We start from the raw sequence: 23,321 nt of genomic DNA, 5'->3' as shown, positions 1-23,321 counted from the left end.
GCGGGTCCGCACGCCGGACAGGGGTGGCACAGCGTCTCACCCTCCGGATAGGGTCGGCCCCGGCGCGACTGCCTGTTCGATAGCAAGGGATGCAAGGTGACGGACGGAGCAGTAACTACGGCCGCGCGCGTGCTCGTCGCGGCTGACAAGTTCAAGGGGTCGCTCACGGCCGTACAGGTCGCGGAGCGGGTGACGGCGGGGCTCCGGCACGTCGTCCCGGGACTCGAGGTGGAGACCCTGCCCGTGGCCGACGGCGGCGACGGCACGGTCGCCGCCGCGGTGGCGGCCGGGTTCGAACGGCGTGAGGTACGGGTCACCGGCCCGCTCGGCGCGCCCGTGACCGCCGCGTACGCGCTGCGCGACGGGACGGCCGTGGTGGAGATGGCGGAGGCCTCGGGCCTTCAGCTCCTCCCCGAGGGCGTCTTCGCGCCGCTGACGTCCACCACGTACGGCTCCGGCGAGCTGCTGCGCGCCGCGCTGGACGCGGGGGCGCGCAGCATCGTCTTCGGCGTGGGCGGCAGCGCCACCACGGACGGCGGCGCCGGCATGCTGGCCGCGCTCGGCGCCCGCTTCCTCGACAAGGACGGCGAGCCCGTCGGACCGGGCGGCGGCGGGCTGCCGGACCTCGCCACCGCCGACCTGTCGGGCCTGGACGCCCGCTTCGCGGACGTGGACCTGGTCCTCGCCAGCGACGTCGACAACCCGCTGACCGGCCCGAAGGGCGCGCCCGCCGTGTACGGGCCGCAGAAGGGCGCCTCGCCGGAGGACGTCGCGGAGCTGGACGCCGCGCTGGCGCACTTCGCCGCCGTCCTCGCCGGCGCGATCGGCCCCCGGGCCGCCGAGCTGGCCGAGTCCCCGGGCGCCGGCGCCGCCGGCGGCATCGGGTACGGGGCGCTGGTCGCCCTGGGCGCGAGCTTCCGCCCGGGCATCGAGGTGATGCTCGACGTCCTGGGCTTCGGCCCCGCCCTGTCCCGCGCGACCCTGGTCATCACCGGCGAGGGCTCCCTCGACGAGCAGACCCTGCACGGCAAGGCCCCGGCCGGTGTCGCGGCGGCGGCCCGAGCGGCGGGCATCGAGGTCGTCGCGGTCTGCGGTCGCCTCGCCCTGCCGCCCGAGGCACTGGGCCGGGCGGGCATCCGCCGCGCCTACCCGCTGCTGGAGCTGGAGCCGGACCCGGCCAGGTGCATGGCCGAGGCCGGCCCGCTGCTGGAGCGCCAGGCGGCGAACATCGCCCGCGACTTCCTGTCGTAGGCCCGGCCCGGCCCGGTTCGGCGACGGCCCGGTTCGGCGACGGCGCGTCGCCACCCGCGCCCGCGCCACCCGCGCCCGTCGCTCCCTCGCCGTCGCGCCCGCGCCGTCCTCCCGTGGCGGCGCGGCCGTCCGGGCGCGTCACCCGGCGGCGCCGCCTCCGCGGGCCGGGCCCGCCAGGGCGCCCCGCTCCCCGTCCCCACCGGGTGCCGGGGTGTCGTACAGGGCGCCGTAGCGGGCGTAGGCCTCGGCCACGATGGCCTCCGCCACGGCGACCTGCTCGTGCCCGGCGACCGGCCCGCGTCCGGGCAGGTACGGCACAGGACGCGGACCGGGGTGGCGGCGGCGCCACCACGCCTCGCCCAGCGCGTACAGCCCCGAGACGCCCACCAGGGCCGGGACGGACAGGGCGAGCAGCAGGTCGGACGTCATGGGCGGATCCCCCGATCGATGAGTGGCGGCCGTCGGGCCCCGTATGCCCCGTCAGGGGCGTACCGTGCCGGTGCGGCTCCCCACGGTGCGCGGGGGCCGCACCGGTTCAACGCCACCGGGGCTCCGGGCGACTGCACCCGTTCGGGGGAACCGGAACCAGAACCGGAACCAGAACCGGAACCAGAACCGGAACCGGAACCGAGGCCCGGCCGCCGGACGGGCTCCCGCAGCAGCCACAGGCGCCGGCGGGCGGCCCGCCCCGTCAGCTCGCCGTCAGCCGGAAGGCGTCCAGGGCGAGCGTCATCTCGGTCAGGTCCCGGGGGCGGGACAGGGACCGGGACGTGAGCTGCTCCAGGCGGCGCAGCCGGTTGAAGACCGTGTTCCGGTGGCAGTACAGACGGCCCGCCGCCCGGCCCGCCGACCCCTCGCAGTCCAGCCAGACGTCCAGGGTCTCCAGCAGGACCGCCCGGTCCGCCGGGTCCAGTTCCAGAAGGGCCCCCAGCACCTCCGAGACCAGCAGGGACGACAGCTCCGGCTGGCTCACCACCAGGGCGCCGGGCATCCGGCGGTCCAGCCGCACGATCGCGGGCGCGTCCGCCGGGCACGTACGCAGCGCCAGCTCCGCCAGCCGCCGCGCCCGCCCCAGCTCCGTCAGACCCACCACCACCGGGCTGATCCCGCCCGGCCCCGGGCACCGCCCCTCCATGAGCTCCGCCAGCGCGTCGAGACCCGTGTCCTCGTCCAGCGACACCACGCCCACCTCGCAGTCCGTGCGCATCCGCCACACGAACCGCAGCCCCTCCGCCCGCAGCCGCCGGTGCGTCAGGTCCCGCCGGGCGGTGCGCAGCACCACCACCGCGTAGCGGCCCCGCTCCGGCAGGTCCAGCCCCGCCGCCGCCCGCGCCGCGACCTCCGCCGAGCGGCCGCCCTCCAGCAGCGCGTCCAGCAGCGCCTGGAGCTGCTCGTCCGTCCGGCGCCGCAGCTCCAGCTCCGTCGCCCGGTACGCCTCCGACGCCGTGTCCGCCTGCGCGTCCACCGCCGACCACACCATGGTCGCCGACTGCATCAGCACCGCCAGCCGCCGCGCGTCCGCCGTCGCGCCCTCCAGGAGCGCGTCCCACACCTGGTGCCCGGCGAGCCGGTAGGCGTGGACCACCAGTTCCAGCGGCAGCCCCTGCTCCGCCCGCCGCCGCCCCAGCCACTCGGCGTGCTCCAGGTCGCGGCGCGGCGACGCCCTCGGCGCCGAGATCGTCTCGATGCCGATCCGCATCGCCTCCCGCGCCTCCTGCCAGTGCTGGTCGTAGCCGATGACCCGGCCGTACGCGGGGGAGTGGGCGTGCAGCTCCCGCACGTGCTCGTCCACCAGCTCCGGCAGCCGCTCCAGCAGCGCCGCGCACGCCTGAGCGAGCAGTTTCCAGTCGTCCCCCGTACGCGGTCGTCGCGCTCCCATGGCCCGGAGGATGCCACCGCCCGGGCCCCGCGTGCACGCCCCTGACACGCGGTGTTGTGCGGGTGCACAACCCGCCGGCACGCCCGCTGGGCACCGGCAGCGATTCCCGGCGGCGGCGTGGACGGGCGGCCGGAACCGGTGCTGGGGTGAGCGCCACCGAACAGACGGACGAGGGGAAACACATGAGCGCTGCCGCCCTGCACGTGCGGGGGCTGACAGCCGGGTACGGGCCCGTCACCGCCCTCCGCGACGTCTCGCTGGACGTACCGGAAGGCGCCTGCGTCGCCGTCCTCGGCGGCAACGGCGCCGGCAAGTCCACGCTGCTGCGCGCCCTTTCGCGCACACTCGCCTTCCACGGCGGCGCCGCCACCGCCGGCACGGTCACCTTCGCCGGCCGGCCGCTGCACGGCGTACCGCCCGACCGGGTCGTCGCGGCCGGGGTGTGCCACGTCCCCGAGGGGCGCGAGGTGTTCGCCCGGATGACGGTCGAGGACAACCTCCGCGCCGGCGCGCTCACCGCCGCCCGGCCGGGCCGGGCCGCCGCCCTCCGCCGCGTCCACGAGCTGTTCCCCGTCCTCGCCGAACGCGCCCGCCAGCACGCCGGCCTGCTGTCCGGCGGCGAACAGCAGATGCTCGCCGTCGGCCGGGCTCTGATGGCCTCCCCCCGCCTGCTGCTGCTGGACGAACCGTCCCTCGGCCTCGCCCCGCTGATGGCCGCCCGGATCGCCGACACCGTCCGGGAGATCAACGCCCAGGGCACCTCGGTCCTGCTCGTCGAGCAGAACGCCGCCCTCGCGCTGCGCCTCGCCTCGTACGCCTACGTCCTGGAAGTCGGCGAGGTCGCCACCGAGGGATCCGCCGAGGAGCTGGCCGCCTCCGACGAGGTGCGCCGCCGCTACCTCGGCGTCGTCGACGAGGAGGCGGCCGCCGACGCGGCTCCCGCCGAGGTGCCCCGCCTGGCCCGCTGGGAGGACGCGTGACCACCCTCGACGTACGCGACCTCACCGTCCGCTTCGCCGGCCTCACCGCCCTCGACGGCGTCGGCTTCACCGTCCGCCCCGGCACCGTCCACGCCGTCATCGGCCCCAACGGCGCCGGCAAGTCCACCACCTTCAACGTGCTGTCCGGCGTCTACCGCGCCACCTCCGGCAGCGTACGGTTCGACGGCCGGGAACTGACCGGTCTGCCCCCGCACCGCATCGCCGCCCTCGGCGTCGCCCGGATCTTCCAGAACCTGGCCCTGCCGCCGTACGCCACCGTCGCCGAGGCGCTGATGCTCGGCCGCCACCGCCTCACCCGCGCCGGGTTCCTCGCCACCGGGCTGCGCCTGCCGTCCGCCGCGCGCGAGGAGGCCCGCCACCGCGCCCGGGTGCGGGAGATCGCCGACTTCGTGGGCCTCGCCGACAAGCTGGACCACCCGGCGGCCTCCCTCCCGTACGGGCAGCAGAAGCTCGCCGAACTGGCCCGCGCCCTGTGCATGGAGCCGAAGCTGCTGCTGCTCGACGAACCCGTCGCCGGGATGACCGGCGACGAGCGCCGCCGCACCGCGGCCGTCATCGCGGGCGTCCGCGACAGCCTCGGCATCTCCGTCGTCCTGGTCGAACACGACATGGGCGTGGTGATGCGGCTCGCCGACCACGTCACCGTCCTCGACTTCGGCCGCCGCATCGCCGACGGCACACCCGCCGACGTACAGAACGACCCGGCGGTCGTCCGCGCCTACCTCGGACAGGAGACCCCCGAGTGACCACCTTCGCCGAACTCCTCCTGGGCGGAGTGTCCCTCGGCTCCGTCTACGCCCTCATCGCCCTCGGCTTCGTCGTCATCTTCCGCGCCACCGAGGTCGTCAACTTCGCCCACGCCTCCCTGCTCCTCGCGGGCGGGTACGTCACCGCCGTCCTGCACGACGACATCGGCTTCTGGCCGGCGCTCGCGGCGGGCGTCGCCGGGGCCGCCCTCGTGGGCGCGGCCGTCGAGTTCCTGGTCATGCGCCGTTACCGCGGCCGGGACCACAGCGTGCTCGCCATCGTGACGATCGGCGTGGACATCCTGCTGACCACCGAACTCGCCCGCAGGATCGGCACCGACGTGCTCTCGCCGGGCGACCCGTGGGGCGACGCGGTCGTCACGATCGGCTCCGTCACCCTGGCGCAGACGCGCATCGCCGCGTTCCTCGCCGCCGCCCTGCTGATCACCGCGTTCCTGCTGGCCTTCCGGTTCACCTCCTGGGGCGTCGCGATGCGCGCCGCCGCCGAGAGCCCGTCCACCGCCGCACTGATGGGGGTGCGGCTCGGCCGCGTCTCGCTGGGGGCGTGGGCCGTCGCGGGCGGCCTCGCCGCCGTCGCGGCCCTCTTCCTCACCGTCTTCCCGACCCCGGGCCTGGAACGCTCCACCTCCCTCGCCGCGCTCAAGGCCTTTCCCGCCGCGATCCTCGGCGGCCTGGACTCCACCACCGGCGCGCTCGTCGGCGGACTGCTCGTCGGGATCACCGAGTCCCTCGCCACCGGCTACCAGGGCGACCTCACCTTCCTCGGCCGGGGCATCGGTGACCTGGCGCCCTACCTGGTGATGGTCGCGGTCCTGCTGGTCCGCCCCGCCGGGCTCTTCGGTACGAAGGAGCTCGCCCGTGTCTGACACGCTCACCCGCCCCCGCGCGTACCTCTGGGCCCTCGGCGCGGTGCTGCTCCTCGCCCTGCCGTTCTACCTCGAACGCTTCTGGCTCCAGGCCGGGCTGTTCGCCATGGCCGCCGCCGTCGGGGCGATCGGCATCAACCTGCTCACCGGCGCCACCGGCCAGCTCTCCATGGGCCACGCCTTCTTCCTCGCCGTCGGTGCCTACGGCTACTGCGCGTTCGCCGGCGACGGGAGCGACGGACTGGCCGGCCTCGGCCTGCCCGGCTGGCTCGCCGCCGTGGGCGCCGTGGCCCTGGCGGGCGCCGCCGGCGGGCTGTTCAGCCCGATCGCGGGCCGGCTGCGCGGGGCGTATCTCGGCATCGCCACCCTGGCGCTGATCTTCATCGGCCAGCACGTGCTGTTCAACGCGCACGACCTGACCGGCGGCTTCAACGGCCGGGCCGTCCCGCCGCTGAGCCTGCTCGGCGTCACCTTCGACGACAGCGAGCTGCTGGTGGCCCAGGTGCCGTTCGGCGCCGCCGAGAAGCTCTGGTACCTGGGTCTGGCCCTGCTCCTCGCCTCCGCCCTGTTCGCCCGCGGGGTGCTGCGCGGGCGGCCGGGGCGGGCCCTGAACGCCATCCGCGACCACCGCGTGGCGGCGGGCGTCCTGGGCATCCCGGTGGCCCGCTACCGCGCCGCCGCGTTCGTCCTGTCCTCGATGTACGCGGGCCTCGCCGGCGTCCTGCTGGCGCTGGTGTTCCAGCGGACCGTGCCGGAGTACTTCGGCATGCTGCTCTCCCTCGAGTACCTCGCCATGATCGTCATCGGCGGGCTGGGCTCGGTGGCGGGCGCGGTGGTGGGGGGCGTCTTCGTCTCCCTGCTGCCGCAGGTCCTCGGCCGGTACAGCGACGCGCTGCCCCTGGTGTCCGCCCCCGGCACGGGCGGCATCGCACCGGGCGAGGCGTCGCGCTACCTGTACGGCGCCGCGGTCGTGGCCGTCGTGCTCTTCCTGCCCGGCGGCCTGGTCCGGTCGGCCGCCCGGCGTCCCGCACAACCCTCAGGTACCACAGCGGAGGAACGATGACCATGCGCAGACACCGGCGGCTCGCCGCCACCCTCGCCGCGCTCGTCGCCCTGACGGCGGCGGCCGGCTGCAGCTCCAAGGCGAAGTCCGGCGACGACTCCGGCGGCCAGGGCGCGGACGGGGTGAAGACCGGCACCGGCGTCGACGCCAAGACGATCCGGCTCGGCGTCCTCACCGACATGACCGGGGTGTACGCCACCCTCGGCAAGAGCGTCACCCAGGCCCAGCGGCTGTACGTCGAGCAGCTCAACGCCGCCGGCGGCGTGTGCGGCCGCACGGTGGAGCTCACGGTCCGCGACCACGGCTACGACCCGCAGAAGGCGCTCGCCGCCTACACCGAGCTGGAACCCGACGTCCTGGGCTTCCCGCAGTTCATCGGCTCGCCCTTCGTGGCGGCCGTCAAGCAGCGCATCGACGGCCGGGACAAGGGCCTCGTCCTGCCGCAGGCCTGGTCGGCGTCGCTGCTGGGCAGCCGGCACATCCGGGTGATCGGCTCCACGTACGACATCGAGACCATCAACGCGGTCGACTTCCTGCTGAAGGAGAAGGGTCTGCGCAAGGGCGACAAGCTCGGCCACGTCTACTTCGAGGGCGACTACGGCGAGAACGCGCTGAAGGGGGCGAAGTACGCGGCCGGGAAGGCCGGCCTCACGGTCGTCGAGCAGAAGATCAAACCGACCGACAACGACATGACGGCGCAGGTGGCGGCCCTCAAGCAGGCCGGGGTCAAGGCGATCGTCGTCAGCGCCGGACCGCGCCAGGCGGCCTCGCTCGTCGGCGTGGCCGCCGCGGTGAAGCTCACCGTCCCGGTGATCGGCAACAACTCGGCGTACGCCCCGCAACTGCTGGCCACCCAGGCGGGCCCGGCGCTGGAACGCATGTACTACGTGGCCACGCCCAGCCTGCCGATCGGCGCCGACACCCCGGCCGCCAGGAAACTCGTCGCGGACTACCGCGCCGCCTATCCGAAGGACGCCCTCGACAACGGCGTCGTCGCCGGGTGGACGGCCGCCCAGGTCTTCGGCGAGGCGCTGAAGAAGGCGTGCGCGGACAAGGACCTGACCCGCGAGGGCGTCGGCAAGGCGCTGCTGACGCTGAACGCCCACGACGCGGGCTTCGGCATGACGCACGACTTCTCCGACCCCCAGGCGCCCTCGTCCCGGCAGAGCGCGATCATCCAGCCCGCCGCGTCCGCCCCCGGAGGCTCCCGCGTGGTCCGCGGGCCGCAGGTCTCCGACGCCGCGAAGGCCTTCACACCCGGCGGCTGACCGCGGGGACGGCCCCGTCATCCCGGCGTAACGCCGCCGTGTGAAGCTCCGTGCATGAGCGAAGACCTCCGCACCGGCCACCGGATCGAGCCCCTCACCGCCCGGCGGGTCCACGACCTGGCGGCCGAGGGGCTCGCCCCGTTGCTCGTGGACGCCGTCGACGGCGGCGCCTCCGTCGGCTTCCTCGCCCCGCTGGACCCCGCCGAGGCGGCGGCCTGGTGGCGGGGGGCGGCCGAGCAGACGGCCACCGGTGCACGGAGCGTCTGGGCGGCGTACGGTCCCGGCGGCCGGGTGGCGGGCGTGGTCACCCTCGTCCGGGCGGCCATGCCGAACCAGCCGCACCGCGGTGAGATCGCCAAGCTCCTGGTGCACCGCGACGCCCGCGGCCGCGGCCTGGGGGCCCGGCTGCTCGCGACGGCGGAGGAGGCCGCGGCGGGGGAGGGGCTGACCCTGCTGGTGCTGGACACCGAGACGGGCAGCGCGGCCGAGGCCCTGTACCGCCGGGCGGGCTGGACCCGCGCCGGCACGATCCCGCACTACGCGCTCACCCCGACGGGCGCCTCCCACGCCACGACCTACTACTACAAGCTCCTCGGCGGAGCGTGATCGCGCATGGACAAGGGCCCGGGTGCGTTTCCCGCACCCGGGCCCTTGTCGACATCCATGCCTGCACCGAGGCCTGAGGCCTACGGGAGCTGTGCCGCCCGCGCCTCCCGGCTCTCGCGCCGGTTGTCACGGAAGGTGTTCACCCGGCGGGCCGTCGCGAAGAGGGGGATCACGGCGCCCAGTACCACCTGGAGGGCGCACCCGGTCTGGAGCAGGAGCTGACCGCCGGGGGCGTCGAACGCCCAGGCCGCCAGCAGGCCCATCGCCCCGACGATCCAGCTCAGCATCGCCACCGCGAGGACGCCCCGCGGCTTCGGGTACTCCACGCGGCTCACCATCAGCCACGCCGTACCGATGATCGCCAGCAGCGTCGGGATGAACGGCAGCTCCAGCAGCACGATCGAGACGACCGTCAGCGCTCCGAAGGGGCTCGGCATGCCCTGGAACATGCCGTCCTTCATGGTCACGCAACTGAATCTGGCGAGCCGCAGCACCACCGCCAGCAGCACCACGATCGCGGCCACCGCCGACACCTTCTGGTGCGCGTCGTCGGCGACCATGCCGTACACCAGGACGAAGTACGCCGGGGCGAGTCCGAAGCTGATCAGGTCCGACAGGTTGTCCAGCTCCGCGCCCATCGGCGAGCTGCGCAGCTTGCGCGCCACGAGCCCGTCGCAGAGGTCGAAGATGGCCGCGAGGAGCATCAGGATGACCGCCGTGGCGGCGCTGTGCCGGGCCATGCCGGTCTCCTGGCTGCCCGTGAGGTGCGGGATCAGGATGCCGGTGGTGGTGAAGTACACCGCCATGAAGCCGCACGTGGCGTTACCCAGCGTGAGGGTGTCCGCTATCGAGAGACGCAGCGACAGCGGCATCTCCTCGGCTTCCTCGACGATGTCCACCTCGGCGTCGGCGACCCAGTCGGCGCGTGTGTCAGGATCAATCACGGTCAATTCGAGTCACCCCCGCGGTCGTGGTCTGACCGACCTCGACAGCGACGTCGACACCTTCCGGAAGGTAGATGTCAACGCGCGATCCGAAGCGGATCAGACCGATGCGCTCGCCCTGCTCGACCTTGGTCCCCTGGGGGATGTACGGCACGATGCGGCGGGCGACCGCACCCGCGATCTGCACCATCTCGATGTCACCGAGCTCGGTGTCGAAGTGCCAGACAACGCGCTCGTTGTTCTCGCTCTCCTTGTTGAACGCCGGCACGAACCCACCCGGGACGTGCTCGACGGACGTCACCGTGCCCGCCAGCGGGGCGCGGTTGACGTGGACGTTCAGCGGGCTCATGAAGATGGCGACCCGGGTACGTCCGTCCTTCCACGGCATGATGCTCTGCACCACCCCGTCCGCGGGCGAGATGACCCTGCCCGGCGCGATCTCGCGCTCGGGGTCGCGGAAGAACCACAGCATGCCCGCCGCCAGAGCGGTGGTGGGCACAGCGATGGCCGCGGCGCGCTTGGAACGGCGCGAGCGGGCAAGACTGAGTGCAGCGGTGGCGACGGTCGGCAGAAGCCACGGCGATGCTCCGCGAGCGATACGTACGCCAAGGAGGCTGTCGCGAGGTGCAGAGGTTTGGCTGTGGGGCATGGATGACCTTCGTAGCGGTGATGCCGCGCGAGTGCGGGGGACGGCGGCTTTTTGGCGATGCTATCGGTTGCGGGCCGCAACTGGGCAAGCCAGAAGCCGAGTCGGCGGCCGGAAGACGATGACAGGGTGTGATCTTCTTCGCGGCCGAACCGGCTCAAAAGCGACAATCACCCCTGGAATCGGTACTCCTCGAGCAACCGACGCCCAATGATCATTTTCTGGATCTCGGCGGTACCTTCGCCGATCAGCAGCATCGGCGCCTCCCGGTAGAGACGCTCGATCTCGTACTCCTTCGAGAACCCGTAGCCGCCATGGATACGGAAGGCGTCCTCGACGACCTCCTTGCAGTATTCGGAGGCGAGGTACTTCGCCATCCCTGCTTCCAGGTCGTTTCGCTCCCCGGAGTCCTTTTTGCGTGCTGCGTTGACCATCATCGCATGAGCGGCCTCGACCTTGGTAGCCATTTCGGCCAGCTTGAACTGGATCGCCTGGTGCTGAGCGATCGCCTTGCCGAAAGTGTGGCGTTGCTGGGCATACGAGACACCCAGCTCGAACGCACGCTGCGCCACGCCGCAACCACGGGCCGCTACGTTCACGCGGCCGACCTCGACACCGTCCATCATTTGGTAAAACCCTCGGCCGGTGACCCCGCCGAGGACACGATTGGCCGGAATGCGCAGTCCGTCCATGATGAGTTCGGTGGTGTCGACCCCCTTGTAACCCATCTTGTCGATCTTCCCGGGGATGGTCAGGCCGGGACGGACCTCGCCGAAGCCGGGCTCCTTCTCCACCAGGAAGGTCGTCATCGACTTGTGGGGCTTGGCGGCTGCTTCTTCGGGAGTGAGTCCTTCGTCACTTCGGACGAGAACGGCGACGAGCGTTGACGTCCCGCCGTTCGTCAGCCACATCTTCTGGCCGTTCAGGACGTACTCGTCGCCGTCCTTGACCGCCTTGGACGTGATGGCCGACACATCCGAGCCGAGCGCCGGCTCCGACATCGAGAACGCGCCCCGCACCTCGCCGGCCGCCATCCGGGGCAGGAAGGTGTCCTTCTGCTCCTGCGTGCCGTGCTGCTTGAGCATGTACGCGACGATGAAGTGCGTGTTGATGATGCCGGACACCGACATCCAGCCGCGCGCGATCTCCTCCACGCACAGCGCGTACGTGAGCAGGGACTCGCCCAGACCCCCGTACTCCTCCGGGATCATCAGTCCGAAGACGCCCAGTTCCTTGAGCCCGTCGACGATGTCCTGCGGGTACTCGTCGCGGTGCTCCAGCTCGGTCGCGACCGGGATGATCTCCTTGTCGACGAAGTCCCGGACCGTGGACAGGATCTCCTGCTGGACGTCCGTCAGACCGTGGGTCTGCGCGAGTCGGGCCATGACTACTTCTCCTGCGCCTTCAGTTCCGGGCGGCCGGGCTGCTCGCCGCCGCGCTCCTTGATGTACGTCTCGGTCGGGACCATCACCTTGCGGCGGAACACGCACACCAGCGTGCCGTCCTGCTTGTAGCCCTTGGTCTCGACGTACACGATCCCGCGGTCGTTCTTCGACTTCGAGGGGGTCTTGTCGAGGACGGTGGTCTCGCCGTAGATGGTGTCGCCGTGGAAGGTCGGCGCCACGTGGCGCAGCGACTCGATCTCCAGGTTGGCGATCGCCTTGCCGGAGACGTCCGGCACGGACATGCCCAGCAGCAGGGAGTAGATGTAGTTCCCCACGACGACGTTCCGGCCGAAGTCCGTCGTCTTCTCCGCATAGTTGGTGTCCATGTGGAGGGGGTGGTGGTTCATGGTGAGCAGACAGAAGAGGTGGTCGTCGTACTCGGTGACCGTCTTCCCGGGCCAGTGCTTGTAGACCGCGCCGACCTCGAACTCCTCGTAAGTGCGTCCGAACTGCATGGTGATCAGGCCTCCGGGGCTTCGAACTTGGAGGTACGGGTCATGCCGGCGGCGCGGCCCTTGCCGGAGATGACGAGCGCCATCTTGCGGCTGGCCTCGTCGATCATCTCGTCGCCGAGCATCGCGGAGCCCTTCTTGCCACCCGCCTCGGACGTGTAGTACTCGTACGCGTCCAGGATCAGCTCGGCGTGGTCGAAGTCCTCCTGCGAGGGCGAGAACACCTCGTTGGCGGCGTCCACCTGACCCGGGTGCAGCACCCACTTGCCGTCGAAGCCGAGCGCGGCGGCACGGCCGGCGACCGCGCGGAAGCCGTCCACGTTCTTGATCTGGAGGTAGGGTCCGTCGATCGCCTGGAGGTCGTTGGCGCGGGCCGCCATCAGGATCTTCATCAGGATGTAGTGGTACGCGTCCGCCGGGTAGCCGGGCGGCTGCTCGCCGACGACCAGCGACTTCATGTTGATCGACGCCATGAAGTCGGCCGGGCCGAAGATGATCGTCTCGATGCGCGGCGAGGCCTGGGCGATCGCGTTGACGTTGTTCAGGCCCTGGGCGTTCTCGATCTGCGCCTCGATGCCGATCCGGCCGACCTCGAAGCCCATCGTCTTCTCGATCTGGGTCAGCAGCAGGTCCAGCGCCACGACCTGCTCGGCGGTCTGCACCTTCGGCAGCATGATGCAGTCCAGGTTCGGACCCGCGCCCTCGACGACGGTGACGACGTCGCGGTACGTCCACTGGGTGGTCCAGTCGTTCACCCGCACGACCCGGGTCTTGCCCGTCCAGTCGCCCTCGTTGAGGAACTTCACGATGGTGTGCCGCGCCTCGGGCTTGGCCAGCGGCGCGCACGCGTCCTCCAGGTCCAGGAAGACCTGGTCGGCCGGCAGGCCCTGGGCCTTCTCCAGGAAGCGCGGGTTGGAGCCGGGGACCGCCAGGCAGGAGCGGCGCGGGCGGAGACGGTTGACGGTCGTCATGCGGGGACCTCCGTGCTTTCTACAGCGTTGAGCTTGTTGGCTTTACGGATCTCGTCGACGATACGGCCGATGATCTCCGTGATACCGAAGTCCTTCGGGGTGAAGACGGCGGCCACACCCGCGCGCTTCAGTTCGGCGGCGTCGGCGCTCGGGATGATCCCGCCGACGATGACCGGAATGTCCGAGGCGCCCGCCTCGCGGAGCCGGGCGAGCACGTCCGGCACCAGCTCGGCGTGCGAACCGGACAGGATCGACAGGCCCACGCAGTGCACGTCCTCCGCCAGCGCGGCGTTCACGATCTGCTCAGGGGTCAGCCGGATGCCCTGGTAGACCACCTCGAACCCGGCGTCACGCGCGCGCACCGCGATCTGCTCGGCCCCGTTGGAGTGCCCGTCCAGGCCCGGCTTGCCCACCAGCAGCCGCAGCCGCCCGGCACCCAGCTCCTCGGCCGTGCGCGCCACCTTCTCGCGCACGACGGCCAGCGGGGTGCCCTCCTCGGCGGCGACGGCGACCGGCGCGGACGAGACGCCCGTCGGCGCCCGGAACTCGCCGAACACGTCGCGCAGCGCCCAGGACCACTCGCCGGTGGTGACGCCCGCGCGGGCGCACTCCAGGGTCGACTCGAAGAGGTTCCCGTCCCCGGCCGCGGTCGCCTTCAGACGGGCCAGCGCCTCCTGGGCGCGGGTCTCGTCACGGTTGTCCCGCCACTCGTGGAGCTTCGCCACCACTCGCGCCTCGTTGGCCGGGTCCACCGTCATGATGGCGGTGTCCAGGTCCGCGGTGAGCGGGTTGGGCTCGGTCGTCTCGAAGATGTTGACGCCGACGATCTTCTCCTCGCCGGCCTCGATGCGGGCCCGCCGCTCGGCGTGCGAGGACACGAGCTGCGACTTGAGGTAGCCCGACTCGACGGCGGCCATCGCGCCGCCCATCTCCTGGATCCGGTCGATCTCCGCCAGGCACTCCTGGACCAGGGAGTCCACCTTGGCCTCGACGACGTGCGAGCCCGCGAAGATGTCCTCGTACTCCAGCAGGTCGCTCTCGTGCGCCAGGACCTGCTGGATGCGCAGCGACCACTGCTGGTCCCACGGCCGGGGGAGGCCGAGGGCCTCGTTCCAGGCCGGGAGCTGGACGGCACGCGCGCGTGCGTCCTTCGACAGCGTCACGGCGAGCATCTCCAGGACGATGCGCTGGACGTTGTTCTCCGGCTGCGCCTCGGTGAGGCCGAGGGAGTTGACCTGCACGCCGTAGCGGAACCGGCGGTGCTTGGGGTCCTCGATCCCGTATCGCTCCCGTGTGATCTTGTCCCAGATGCGGCCGAAGGCCCGCATCTTGCACATCTCCTCGACGAAGCGGACACCCGCGTTCACGAAGAAGGAGATGCGCGCGACCACCTCGCCCTTGCGCTCCTCGGGCACCTGTCCGGAGGCGAATACCGCGTCGAGGACCGCGATGGCCGTCGACATGGCGTACGAGATCTCCTGGACCGGAGTGGCGCCCGCCTCCTGCAGGTGGTAGCTGCAGATGTTGATCGGGTTCCACTTGGGGATGTGGTTCACCGTGTAGGTGATCATGTCGGTGGTCAGCCGCAGCGACGGACCGGGCGGGAAGACGTGCGTCCCGCGCGACAGGTACTCCTTGACGATGTCGTTCTGCGTCGTCCCCTGGAGCCTGGTGATGTCCGCGCCCTGCTCCTCCGCGACCACCTGGTACAGCGCCAGCAGCCACATGGCGGTGGCGTTGATGGTCATGGAGGTGTTCATCTGCTCCAGGGGGATGTCCTGGAACAGCCGGCGCATGTCACCGAGGTGCGAGACGGGGACCCCGACCCGGCCCACCTCGCCGCGGGCGAGGATGTGGTCCGGGTCGTAGCCCGTCTGCGTCGGCAGGTCGAAGGCGACCGACAGACCGGTCTGGCCCTTGGCGAGGTTGCGCCGGTACAGCTCGTTGGACGCCTCGGCGGTCGAGTGACCGGCGTACGTCCGCATGAGCCAGGGGCGGTCCTTCTTCCGCTGGGTCATCAGATGTTCCGGAAGCGGTTGATCGCGTCGATGTGCTTGTCGCGCATCTCCTGGTTCTTCACGCCCAGGCCCTCCTCGGGGGCCAGGCACAGGACGCCGACCTTGCCCTGGTGCAGGTTGCGGTGCACGTCGTACGCGGCCTGGCCGGTGTCCTCCAGCGCGTACGTCTTCGACAGCGTCGGGTGGATCTTGCCCTTGGCGATCAGGCGGTTGGCCTCCCACGCCTCGCGGTAGTTCGCGAAGTGCGAGCCGATGATGCGCTTCAGCGACATCCACAGGTAGCGGTTGTCGTACTCGTGCATGTAGCCCGAGGTCGAGGCGCAGGTGGTGATGGTGCCGCCCTTGCGGGTGACGTAGACGCTCGCGCCGAAGGTCTCACGGCCCGGGTGCTCGAAGACGATGTCGATGTCCTCGCCGCCGGTGAACTCGCGGATGCGCTTGCCGAAGCGCTTCCACTCCTTCGGGTCCTGGGTCCGCTCGTCCTTCCAGAACTTGTAGCCCTCGGCACTGCGGTCGATGATCGCCTCGGCGCCCATGGACCGGCAGATGTCCGCCTTCTGCTCGCTGGAGACGACACAGATCGGGTTGGCGCCGCCGGCCAGGGCGAACTGCGTCGCGTAGGAGCCGAGGCCGCCGCTCGCGCCCCAGATGAGCACGTTGTCGCCCTGCTTCATGCCGGCGCCGTTGCGGGAGACGAGCTGGCGGTACGCGGTGGAGTTCACCAGGCCGGGGGCCGCCGCCTCCTCCCAGCTCAGGTGGTCCGGCTTCGGCATGAGCTGGTTGGACTTGACGAGCGCGATCTCCGCCAGGCCGCCGAAGTTGGTCTCGAAGCCCCAGATGCGCTGCTCGGGGTCGAGCATCGTGTCGTTGTGGCCGTCGGAGGACTCCAGCTCGACCGACAAGCAGTGCGCGACGACCTCGTCGCCGGGCTGCCAGGCGTTGACGCCCGGGCCGGTGCGCAGGACGACGCCCGCCAGGTCGGAGCCGATGATGTGGTACGGCAGGTCGTGGCGCTTGGTGAGCTCGGAGAGCTTGCCGTACCGCTCCAGGAAGCTGAAGGTCGAGACCGGCTCGAAGATCGAGGTCCACACGGAGTTGTAGTTGACCGAGGACGCCATCACGGCCACCAGCGCCTCGCCCGGGCCCAGCTCGGGCAGCGCCACCTCGTCGAGGTGCAGCGACTTGCGCGGGTCCTTCTCGCGCGTGGTGAGACCGGCGAACATCTCGGTCTCGTCCTTGTGCACGGTGACCGCGCGGTAGGACTCGGGGAGCGGCAGGGCGGCGAAGTCCGCGGACGTGGTGTCCGACGACTGAATCGCGTCCAGGATTTCCTTCACGGTGTTGCCTCCGGCGAAATACGTCTTCAGGGCAGACGTTGAGGGGAACGTCGGGGAAGTGCTGCTGGTGTGGAGGTGTGCCGTCGGTTCGGCCGGGTGGTGCTGGCAGCGCTGGGTGGAGCGCGGGGGTTGCCTGTGACGCAGGCGTCCGGGCGCGCGCGGCGCGATCGGCCTTGCGGGGACAGCCGGCGTACGAGATGTCTCTGCACGCCGGCCGCCCGGACGACATCAACGTATGACACCGCGTGTCAGGCCGCAAGGCACTGAGTGCCAACAATTTTTCTCAAATGCAATCCGCCGTTCACACATGAGCGATGATCGATCGAGTAGACCCCCGAACACGACGAAACGCCCGCCGATCCCGGCGAATCGCTGGCGAATTCGTCAGGTCGGCGGGCGTCGACGGGCGGTGGCGACGGGCGCGGGCGCCGCCGCGCCGGGCGGGGGCCGGCGGGGCTCCGGGCCGGCGGTGTCCGCGGGGTCAGCGGGCCTTGAGGGTCCGTTCGATGGTCCGCATGATCTCGTCCAGCGGCGCGTCCGTACGGGCCACCGTGACCAGCACGTCACCGGAGGTGCTCGCCGCCACGGCGGGGGACTTGGAGGGGGCCGTCGCACCGGCGGCGCGCCCCGCGCCTATCCCCGTGCCGAAGGTGTCCCGGACGATCGCGAAGGCGTGGTCCAGCTGGGCCTCCACGTCCCCCTGCCCGCCCGCCCGCAGCCAGCGCCGCAGCACGTGGTTGTGCGCCGTGACGACCGCCGACGCGGCCACCTCGGCCAGGAGCGGGTCGTCATTGCCGTCGTGGTGGTCGCGCTCGTCGAAGTGGCCCAGCAGGTAGCGGGTGAACAGCCGCTCGTAACGGGCCACCGAGGCGATCTCCCGCTCCCGCAGCGTCGGCACCTCGCGGGTGAGGCGATAGCGCTCCACCGAGACCGCCGGCGAGGCCGCGTACATCTTCATGACTTCCTTGATGCCCCGGCAGACCGTGTCGAGCGGGTGCTCGTGCGCCGGCGCCGCGTTCAGCACCGCCTCCGCCCGCACCAGGGTGTCGTCGTGGTCCGGGAAGATCGCCTCCTCCTTGGAGCGGAAGTGGCGGAAGAAGGTGCGCCGGGCGACCCCGGCCGCGGCCGCGATCTCGTCGACCGTCGTCGCTTCGTACCCCTTGGTGGCGAACAGTTCCATGGCCGCTGCCGCCAGCTCGCGGCGCATCTTGAGCCGCTGCGCGGCGGCGCGGCTGCCCGCGGAACTCTCGGGGGCGTCGGGCGTGGCGGTGGCACGGGGAGGCCGTCGGGCGGGGTCAGCGGGCTGGGACATGACCTGAACGTACTGCATCCGTGCAGGAGACCGCGCCTGTGGGGCGGGGTCGCCCGCCGGGCCGCCGGCCCGGTCGAGCAACCCGCCCCACTCCCCGTACGGCTCAGCGCCGGGCATATTCGCGGAAGCCACGTCCCGTCTTCCGGCCCAGGCAGCCCGCCGCCACCAAGTGCTCCAGGAGGGGCGCCGGCGCCAGGCCCGGGTCGCGGAACTCGCGGTGCAGGACCCGCTCGATGGCCAGCGAGACGTCCAGCCCGACCACGTCGAGGAGCTCGAACGGCCCCATCGGGTACCCGCCGCCCAGCTTCATCGCGGCGTCTATGTCGTCGAGCGAGGCGTAGTGCTGCTCGACCATCTTGATCGCGTTGTTCAGGTACGGGAACAGCAGCGCGTTCACGATGAAACCGGCCCGGTCGCCGCAGTCCACCGGGTGCTTGCGGATCTTCGCGGTGACCTCGCGGACGGTGGCGTGGACGTCGTCCGCCGTCAGCACCGTACGGACGATCTCCACCAGCTTCATGGCGGGGGCCGGGTTGAAGAAGTGCATCCCGATCACGTCCTGCGGGCGCGAGGTGGCCCGGGCGCAGGCGACGACGGGCAGCGACGAGGTCGTGGTGGCCAGCACCGCGCCCGGCTTGCAGACCTTGTCCAGGGTCGCGAAGAGCTGCTGCTTGACCTCCAGGTCCTCGGCGACCGCCTCGACCGCCAGGTCGACCTCGGCGAACGCGTCCAGGGAACCGGCGGGCGTCACCCGGGCCAGCGCCTCGTCCCGCGCCTCGGCGGTCATCCGGCCCTTGTCGACCGAGCGCGCCAGGGACTTCGCGATCCGCGCCTTGGCCGTCTCCGCCTTCTCCGGCGAGCGGGCCGCGAGGACCACGTCGTACCCGGCCTTCGCGAACACCTCCGCGATGCCGCTCGCCATGGTGCCCGAACCGGCCACACCCACCGAGCGGACCTCCCGGGACGCGCCCGTGGCGGCCGCCTCCAGCGGGGTCAGCGCGTCCCGCACGACCGTGCCGCTGCCCGGCGCCTCGTAGGTGTAGAAGCCCCGCCCCGACTTGCGGCCGGTCAGCCCCGCCTCGCTGAGCTGCTTCAGGATCGGCGCGGGCGCGTGCAGCCGGTCACGGGACTCGGTGTACATCGCGTCCAGGACGGTGCGGGCGGTGTCGATGCCGATCAGGTCCAGCAGCGCGAGCGGGCCCATCGGCAGGCCGCAGCCCAGCCTCATCGCGGCGTCGATGTCCTCGCGGGAGGCGTACTTCGCCTCGTACATCGCGGCGGCCTGGTTCAGGTAGCCGAAGAGCAGGCCGTCCGCGACGAAACCGGGCCGGTCGCCGACCGCGACCGGCTCCTTGCCGAGCGCCTGCGCGAGGTCGGTGACGGCGGCGACGGCCTGCGGGGAGGTCAGCACCGAGGAGACCACCTCGACGAGCTTCATCGCCGGCGCCGGGTTGAAGAAGTGCAGACCGAGGACGCGCTCGGGACGCGCCGAGTCGGCGGCCAGCCGGGTCACCGACAGGGCGTTGGTGCCGGTGGCCAGGATCGCCTCCGGGCGCACGATCCCGTCCAGCGCGCGGAAGACCTGCTGCTTGACCTCGTACGACTCGGGCACGACCTCGATGACCAGGTCGGCCTCGGCCGCGGCCTGGAGGTCGGAGAAGGTACGGAAACGGGCGAGGATGTCGCGCCGCTCCTTCTCGGTGATCCGCTCCCGCGCCACGGAACGGGCGGTGGCGGCCTCCAGGGCGGTGGACGCGCGGGCGGCGGCGGCCTCGCTGATGTCGATGCCGATGACCTCGCGCCCGGCCCGGGCCAGGACCTCGGCGATGCCGGTGCCCATCGTGCCGAGACCGACGACGGCGATGGTGGAGAGAGGGGTGTCCATCACGGGACTCCAGGGATGAGTGACGACTGATGAGGGGCGCGCGCGGGGGTACGACCGGGAGGCGGTGTACGCGGTGCGAGCGGATCGCGCGCAGGCGTGCTGCGCGGCCGTGCTGTCGCGGTGGAGGAGAACCGGCCGACTCTGTCCCGGAGTCACGCCGTATAAGTGCCGAACCGACAAGGCACTCGCGGCGGCTGCGTCACCAGGCCGCCGTGAGAAGTGCGGGATGTGACCCGCTCACCTGAGATTAACCGGCGGGTAACGAGCGCGCCAGTCCTGGGAAGTGGGTGGAACGTGTGATGTGGATCGCGCCCGGACCGGATACTGGCGGTGGCCGGTGCCCGCCGTGCGGGGGCGGGCCGCGGCGAGGGGTCCGGTGAGGGCATGGAGGGGGCGGGTGCCATGGGCGGACGGCGCGGCACGGAGGCGGACGAGGAGTTCCGGTCGCTCGTGCACCGGTTGCGCGGGGAGGCCGGGGGAGCGGCCGCCTTCGAGCGGCTGGTCACCACCCGGGACGCGGAGGAACTGGCGGGCGTGCTCACCCGGCCCGGGCAGGAGCTGTGGGCCAGGGAGACCGCCGCCTTCCGGCTCGGGCTCGCCGGAGACCGGCGCGCCTTCGAGGCGCTGGTCCTGCTGCTGAACCACCGTGACCCCGAGCGCTGCGTCTCCGCCGCCCACGCCCTGGCCCGGCTGGGCGACCCGCGCACACCGAGGGCAGCGGCGGCGCTCGCCACCAACGAGCTGCGCGTCGCCTACGCCCTGATGCCGGTCCGCCTGCTCGCCGAACTGCGCGCCCCGGAGTCCGTCCCGGCGCTGGTTACCGTCCTGGAGCGGCGCCTGGCGGTGGGCGACCCGCACTGGCGGGTCGGCGTGGCCTGCGCGGAAGGGCTCGGCGCCCTGGGCGACCCCCGGGCCCGCCCGGTCCTGGAGGCCGCCCTCGCCCACCCGCGCCTCGCCCGGGCGGCCGCGGCGGCCCTGGCACGGCTGGCGCCGGCCCCGGCGCCGCCCGGCTGAACCGTCAGGCGGCCGGGCGCCGGGTGCAGCGCACCTCGGAGAGCGTGACGCCCGCCACGTGCCACGGCTCCTCCAGGCCGTCCGGCACGAAACCGGCCCGCTCGTAGAAGCGCCGCGCCCGGGTGTTGTCCCGCAGCACCCAGAGCCGCAGCACCGGGTACCCGTCGGCCGCCGCGCGGGCCACCACCTCGGTCATCAGCGCACGCCCCACCCCGGTCGCGACCTGGTCCGGCCGGGCGTACAGCGCGTACAGCTCCCCCTCACCCGTCGTCCCCTGCCCGCCGGTCCCGCCCTGCCCGGTCCGGTACGGCCCGTAGCAGGCCCAGCCGACCACCTCACCGGCGCGCTCCGCGACGAGGTTGACGTGGCGGGCCGCGTCCCGGGCGAAGTGCCGGCGCCGGGTCTCCGCGTCCGCCTCGACGCTCATCGCCTTCAGGTACCACGCCGGCAGCAGGCCGTCGTAGGCGAACCGCCAGCCGCGCACCCGCACCTCGGCGACGGCCTCGCAGTCGGCCTCCGTCATCTCGCGCACGCGCACGGCGTCCGTCACGGCCGGGGGCCCTCCGGGAGGACCGCGAACGCCTCGATCTCGACCAGCAGCTCGGGCCGGACCAGCGACGCCACCTGCACCGCCGAGCTGGCCGGCGGCCGCGCGGTGTCGATCACCTCGTCCCGGGCGGCCCGCACCGCCGGCAGGTGCGCCACGTCCGTGACGTAGTACGTCAGCTTCAGTACGTCGTCGAAGCCGGCGCCCGCCGCGGCCAGGCAACGCCGCAGGTTGCGGAAGACCTGGCGGGCCTGGGCACCGGCGTCCCCCTCACCGACCACGGAGCCGTCCGCGTCGAAGGCGCACTGGCCGGATATAGCGATGAACCGGCCGCTGCCCCAGACGACATGGCTGTAACCGGAACCGGGGGCGACCCCGTCCGGGGCGTGTACGTGGGTGAGGTGGTTGCTCATGCGCCTCATCCTCGCGCACGCCACTGACAGTCAGTGCCGGGTCCCCCCGTGACCCAGCAGCCCGTGCAGCGCGATTCCGCCGACCCGGGCCGCCGCCCCCGCTCCACCCGCCGTCCCGGCCGGCCGCGGGTCGGGCACCGCCGGGCAGACCGCGTCCGCCTCGCTCTGCCCGCCGCCCCGCGGGAGCGCACCCGTCTCCAGGTAGCGCACCAGATGCGCGTCCAGGCAGGCGTTGCCGCCCAGGGTGACCGCATGGTTGCCGCCGCCGCGCTCGACCACCAGGCGGGAGTCCCGCAGCTTGCGGTGGACGGCGACGCCGCCCTCGTACGGGGTGGCCGCGTCCTCCGTCGCCTGGAACAGCAGCACCGGCGGCACCGCGTCGTTCGCCAGGTCCGGCGCCGCCGCCGACGGGACCGGCCAGAAGGCGCACGGCGCGTTGTACCAGGCGTTGTTCCAGGTGGAGAAGGGGGCCTTGCCGTAGACCGTCCAGTTGTCCCGGTGCCAGGTCCCCCAGTCCCTCGGCCAGGGCGCGTCGCGGCACTGGACGGCCGCGTAGACCGAGTAGCTGTTGTCGTCCGCCGCGTCGGACGCCGCCAGCGTCCGGTGGGCCGCGACCAGGGGTTTTGCGTCCCGGTCGTTCACGTACGCCGAGAACGCCCCGGCGAGCGTGGGCCAGAAGCCGTTGAAGTACCCGCCGGGAAGGAAGGTGTCCTCCAGCTCGGCCGGACCGACCTTGTGGCCCGCCGGCTTCTTCCGCAGCGCCTCGCGCATCGCGTACCAGCGCGCCTCGACCTCCGCCGGGCCGGTCCCCAGCCGGTACGTCCGGTGGTGCTTGGCCACCCAGGCCATGAAGGCCTTGTGGCGGGCGTCGAAGGCCAGGTCCTGCTCCAGGTTGAGCCGGTACCAGACGCCGTTCGGGTCGACCACCGAGTCCAGCACCACCCGCCGCACCCGGTGCGGGAACAGCTTGGCGTAGACGGCGCCGAGGTAGGTCCCGTACGAGTAGCCGAAGTAGTTGATCCGCCGGGCGCCCAGCGCCCGGCGGATGGCGTCCAGGTCCCGGGCGGCGCTCACCGTGCTCATGTGCCGCAGCAGGCCGCCGTACTTGTCGCCGCAGGCCTTGGCGAACGACGCGGCCCTGGCCAGATTGACCCGCTCGTCCCGCTGGTCGCGGGGGACGGAGTCCGGCCGTACGGGGGTGAAGTGGCCCGGCTTGCAGTCGAGGGCGGGCCGGCTCGCCCCGACGCCCCGCGGGTCGAAGCCGATGACGTCGTACTGCGCCGCCACCCGCTCCGGCAGCGACGCCGCGACGAACCCGGCCATCGAGCGCCCGCCGGCGCCCGGACCGCCCGGGTTGACGAGGAGGGGACCCTGGAAGGCCTTGGCGGTGTGCGGGACCCGGGAGAGCGCGAGGGTGATCCGCTCGCCGTCCGGATCGTCGTGGTCCAGCGGCACCCGCACGGTCGCGCACTGGAGGCTGGGGTACGCCTTGGTGGCGCACGCCTTCCACACGAGAGCGGCGGCCGGGTCCCGCACGGCCGGCCGCGCCGCCGACGGGGCGGCGGCGACCGCGCCCGCCACCAGCGCCCCGGTGGCGATCAGCACTCCTGCGCGTTTCTGCATACGGCCTCCCGAG

General features: G+C 72.4%; 22 protein-coding genes. 8 read left to right on the top strand and 14 right to left on the bottom strand.

Going from position 1 to position 23,321, the window contains the following annotated elements:
* The first annotated feature begins 96 nt into the window (after positions 1 to 96).
* Positions 97 to 1,251 carry a glycerate kinase gene (locus ACF068_RS11945; protein ID WP_392274072.1) on the top strand — a complete coding sequence of 385 codons (1,155 nt, stop codon included), beginning with the start codon at positions 97 to 99 and terminating at the stop codon, positions 1,249 to 1,251.
* A gap of 138 nt (positions 1,252 to 1,389) precedes the next feature.
* Here ACF068_RS11945 and ACF068_RS11940 read toward each other — a convergent pair whose 3' ends face one another.
* The gene (locus tag ACF068_RS11940) at positions 1,390 to 1,680 is read right to left on the bottom strand and encodes a hypothetical protein (RefSeq protein WP_392274071.1); all 291 of its coding nucleotides are present in this window, start codon (positions 1,678 to 1,680) and stop codon (positions 1,390 to 1,392) included.
* A gap of 262 nt (positions 1,681 to 1,942) precedes the next feature.
* The gene (locus tag ACF068_RS11935; protein ID WP_392274070.1) at positions 1,943 to 3,130 is read right to left on the bottom strand and encodes a PucR family transcriptional regulator; all 1,188 of its coding nucleotides are present in this window, start codon (positions 3,128 to 3,130) and stop codon (positions 1,943 to 1,945) included.
* A 182-nt stretch (positions 3,131 to 3,312) separates the two neighbouring features.
* Between ACF068_RS11935 and ACF068_RS11930 the strand changes: the two genes are divergently transcribed.
* The 6 genes from ACF068_RS11930 to ACF068_RS11905 are packed head-to-tail and all read left to right on the top strand — an operon-like array spanning position 3,313 to position 8,701.
* The gene (locus tag ACF068_RS11930; protein WP_392274069.1) at positions 3,313 to 4,110 is read left to right on the top strand and encodes an ABC transporter ATP-binding protein; all 798 of its coding nucleotides are present in this window, start codon (positions 3,313 to 3,315) and stop codon (positions 4,108 to 4,110) included.
* Positions 4,107 to 4,877, top strand: a complete 771-nt coding sequence (locus ACF068_RS11925) for an ABC transporter ATP-binding protein (RefSeq protein WP_392274068.1) — start codon at positions 4,107 to 4,109, stop codon at positions 4,875 to 4,877. Before ACF068_RS11930 ends, ACF068_RS11925 begins: the two co-directional genes overlap by 4 nt.
* On the top strand, positions 4,874 to 5,764 hold the full coding sequence (locus ACF068_RS11920) for a branched-chain amino acid ABC transporter permease (protein WP_392274067.1): 891 nt from the start codon (positions 4,874 to 4,876) through the stop codon (positions 5,762 to 5,764). Before ACF068_RS11925 ends, ACF068_RS11920 begins: the two co-directional genes overlap by 4 nt.
* Entirely contained in the window at positions 5,757 to 6,827 is a 1,071-nt protein-coding gene (locus ACF068_RS11915; protein WP_392274066.1) for a branched-chain amino acid ABC transporter permease, read from the top strand. Before ACF068_RS11920 ends, ACF068_RS11915 begins: the two co-directional genes overlap by 8 nt.
* Positions 6,824 to 8,095: an ABC transporter substrate-binding protein gene (locus ACF068_RS11910; RefSeq protein ID WP_392274065.1), complete on the top strand. Its 1,272-nt coding sequence runs from the start codon at positions 6,824 to 6,826 to the stop codon at positions 8,093 to 8,095. The genes ACF068_RS11915 and ACF068_RS11910 overlap by 4 nt, the downstream gene beginning before the upstream one ends.
* 54 nt (positions 8,096 to 8,149) lie before the next feature.
* Positions 8,150 to 8,701 carry a GNAT family N-acetyltransferase gene (locus ACF068_RS11905; RefSeq protein ID WP_392274064.1) on the top strand — a complete coding sequence of 184 codons (552 nt, stop codon included), beginning with the start codon at positions 8,150 to 8,152 and terminating at the stop codon, positions 8,699 to 8,701.
* Between the two features lie 80 nt (positions 8,702 to 8,781).
* Here the strand turns inward: ACF068_RS11905 and pssA are convergent, their stop codons facing one another.
* The 9 genes from pssA to ACF068_RS11860 all read right to left on the bottom strand — a co-directional run bounded on the left by pssA (position 8,782) and on the right by ACF068_RS11860 (position 19,711).
* The gene (gene pssA / locus ACF068_RS11900; protein WP_392274063.1) at positions 8,782 to 9,645 is read right to left on the bottom strand and encodes a CDP-diacylglycerol--serine O-phosphatidyltransferase; all 864 of its coding nucleotides are present in this window, start codon (positions 9,643 to 9,645) and stop codon (positions 8,782 to 8,784) included.
* Positions 9,638 to 10,294: a phosphatidylserine decarboxylase gene (locus ACF068_RS11895; protein ID WP_392274062.1), complete on the bottom strand. Its 657-nt coding sequence runs from the start codon at positions 10,292 to 10,294 to the stop codon at positions 9,638 to 9,640. Before ACF068_RS11895 ends, pssA begins: the two co-directional genes overlap by 8 nt.
* Before the next feature lie 167 nt (positions 10,295 to 10,461).
* Positions 10,462 to 11,676, bottom strand: coding sequence for an acyl-CoA dehydrogenase family protein (locus ACF068_RS11890; protein ID WP_392274061.1), 1,215 nt, complete (start codon positions 11,674 to 11,676; stop codon positions 10,462 to 10,464).
* A gap of 2 nt (positions 11,677 to 11,678) precedes the next feature.
* Complete coding sequence (locus tag ACF068_RS11885) at positions 11,679 to 12,191, bottom strand: MaoC family dehydratase (RefSeq protein ID WP_064072293.1); 513 nt, start codon at positions 12,189 to 12,191, stop codon at positions 11,679 to 11,681.
* A 5-nt stretch (positions 12,192 to 12,196) separates the two neighbouring features.
* A complete protein-coding gene (locus tag ACF068_RS11880) occupies positions 12,197 to 13,159 on the bottom strand; it encodes an HpcH/HpaI aldolase/citrate lyase family protein (protein WP_392274060.1) in 963 nt (320 codons plus the stop codon).
* Positions 13,156 to 15,177, bottom strand: coding sequence for a protein meaA (locus tag ACF068_RS11875; protein WP_392274059.1), 2,022 nt, complete (start codon positions 15,175 to 15,177; stop codon positions 13,156 to 13,158). Before ACF068_RS11875 ends, ACF068_RS11880 begins: the two co-directional genes overlap by 4 nt.
* A complete protein-coding gene (gene ccrA / locus ACF068_RS11870) occupies positions 15,177 to 16,514 on the bottom strand; it encodes a crotonyl-CoA carboxylase/reductase (protein WP_392274058.1) in 1,338 nt (445 codons plus the stop codon). Before ccrA ends, ACF068_RS11875 begins: the two co-directional genes overlap by 1 nt.
* A 481-nt stretch (positions 16,515 to 16,995) precedes the next feature.
* Positions 16,996 to 17,826 (bottom strand): TetR family transcriptional regulator, encoded by an 831-nt coding sequence (locus ACF068_RS11865; protein WP_392274057.1) that lies wholly within the window; start codon positions 17,824 to 17,826, stop codon positions 16,996 to 16,998.
* A gap of 103 nt (positions 17,827 to 17,929) precedes the next feature.
* Positions 17,930 to 19,711: a 3-hydroxyacyl-CoA dehydrogenase family protein gene (locus tag ACF068_RS11860; protein ID WP_392274056.1), complete on the bottom strand. Its 1,782-nt coding sequence runs from the start codon at positions 19,709 to 19,711 to the stop codon at positions 17,930 to 17,932.
* 384 nt (positions 19,712 to 20,095) lie between these two features.
* On the opposite strand from ACF068_RS11860, the gene ACF068_RS11855 reads away from it, so the two are divergent.
* Positions 20,096 to 20,725, top strand: a complete 630-nt coding sequence (locus ACF068_RS11855) for an adenylosuccinate lyase (RefSeq protein WP_392274055.1) — start codon at positions 20,096 to 20,098, stop codon at positions 20,723 to 20,725.
* Positions 20,726 to 20,729: 4 nt separating this feature from the next.
* Here the strand turns inward: ACF068_RS11855 and ACF068_RS11850 are convergent, their stop codons facing one another.
* From ACF068_RS11850 to ACF068_RS11840, 3 genes are read right to left on the bottom strand one after another with little or no spacing between them, the layout of a single operon-like run.
* Complete coding sequence (locus ACF068_RS11850; RefSeq protein ID WP_392274054.1) at positions 20,730 to 21,275, bottom strand: GNAT family N-acetyltransferase; 546 nt, start codon at positions 21,273 to 21,275, stop codon at positions 20,730 to 20,732.
* Positions 21,272 to 21,685 carry a RidA family protein gene (locus tag ACF068_RS11845; protein ID WP_392274053.1) on the bottom strand — a complete coding sequence of 138 codons (414 nt, stop codon included), beginning with the start codon at positions 21,683 to 21,685 and terminating at the stop codon, positions 21,272 to 21,274. The genes ACF068_RS11850 and ACF068_RS11845 overlap by 4 nt, the downstream gene beginning before the upstream one ends.
* A gap of 30 nt (positions 21,686 to 21,715) precedes the next feature.
* Positions 21,716 to 23,308, bottom strand: a complete 1,593-nt coding sequence (locus tag ACF068_RS11840; RefSeq protein WP_392274052.1) for an alpha/beta hydrolase — start codon at positions 23,306 to 23,308, stop codon at positions 21,716 to 21,718.
* Positions 23,309 to 23,321: the final 13 nt, after the last annotated feature.

The sequence above is a fragment of the Streptomyces sp. NPDC016309 genome (assembly GCF_043077235.1).
Classification (GTDB): domain Bacteria; phylum Actinomycetota; class Actinomycetes; order Streptomycetales; family Streptomycetaceae; genus Streptomyces.
This window is presented reverse-complemented; position numbering and strand designations above follow the sequence as displayed.

Bases quoted from the DNA above. Each gene is read 5' to 3' on its own strand.
- ACF068_RS11865 (WP_392274057.1), bottom strand. From the start codon at position 17,826: ATGTCCCAGCCCGCTGACCCCGCCCGACGGCCTCCCCGTGCCACCGCC.
- ACF068_RS11860 (WP_392274056.1), bottom strand. From the start codon at position 19,711: ATGGACACCCCTCTCTCCACCATCGCCGTCGTCGGTCTCGGCACGATG.
- ACF068_RS11885 (WP_064072293.1), bottom strand. From the start codon at position 12,191: ATGCAGTTCGGACGCACTTACGAGGAGTTCGAGGTCGGCGCGGTCTAC.
- ACF068_RS11875 (WP_392274059.1), bottom strand. From the start codon at position 15,177: ATGACCCAGCGGAAGAAGGACCGCCCCTGGCTCATGCGGACGTACGCC.
- ACF068_RS11880 (WP_392274060.1), bottom strand. From the start codon at position 13,159: ATGACGACCGTCAACCGTCTCCGCCCGCGCCGCTCCTGCCTGGCGGTC.
- ACF068_RS11905 (WP_392274064.1), top strand. From the start codon at position 8,150: ATGAGCGAAGACCTCCGCACCGGCCACCGGATCGAGCCCCTCACCGCC.
- ACF068_RS11910 (WP_392274065.1), top strand. From the start codon at position 6,824: ATGACCATGCGCAGACACCGGCGGCTCGCCGCCACCCTCGCCGCGCTC.
- ACF068_RS11930 (WP_392274069.1), top strand. From the start codon at position 3,313: ATGAGCGCTGCCGCCCTGCACGTGCGGGGGCTGACAGCCGGGTACGGG.
- ACF068_RS11890 (WP_392274061.1), bottom strand. From the start codon at position 11,676: ATGGCCCGACTCGCGCAGACCCACGGTCTGACGGACGTCCAGCAGGAG.
- ACF068_RS11895 (WP_392274062.1), bottom strand. From the start codon at position 10,294: ATGCCCCACAGCCAAACCTCTGCACCTCGCGACAGCCTCCTTGGCGTA.
- ACF068_RS11845 (WP_392274053.1), bottom strand. From the start codon at position 21,685: ATGAGCAACCACCTCACCCACGTACACGCCCCGGACGGGGTCGCCCCC.
- ACF068_RS11935 (WP_392274070.1), bottom strand. From the start codon at position 3,130: ATGGGAGCGCGACGACCGCGTACGGGGGACGACTGGAAACTGCTCGCT.
- ACF068_RS11840 (WP_392274052.1), bottom strand. From the start codon at position 23,308: ATGCAGAAACGCGCAGGAGTGCTGATCGCCACCGGGGCGCTGGTGGCG.
- ACF068_RS11940 (WP_392274071.1), bottom strand. From the start codon at position 1,680: ATGACGTCCGACCTGCTGCTCGCCCTGTCCGTCCCGGCCCTGGTGGGC.
- ACF068_RS11855 (WP_392274055.1), top strand. From the start codon at position 20,096: ATGGAGGGGGCGGGTGCCATGGGCGGACGGCGCGGCACGGAGGCGGAC.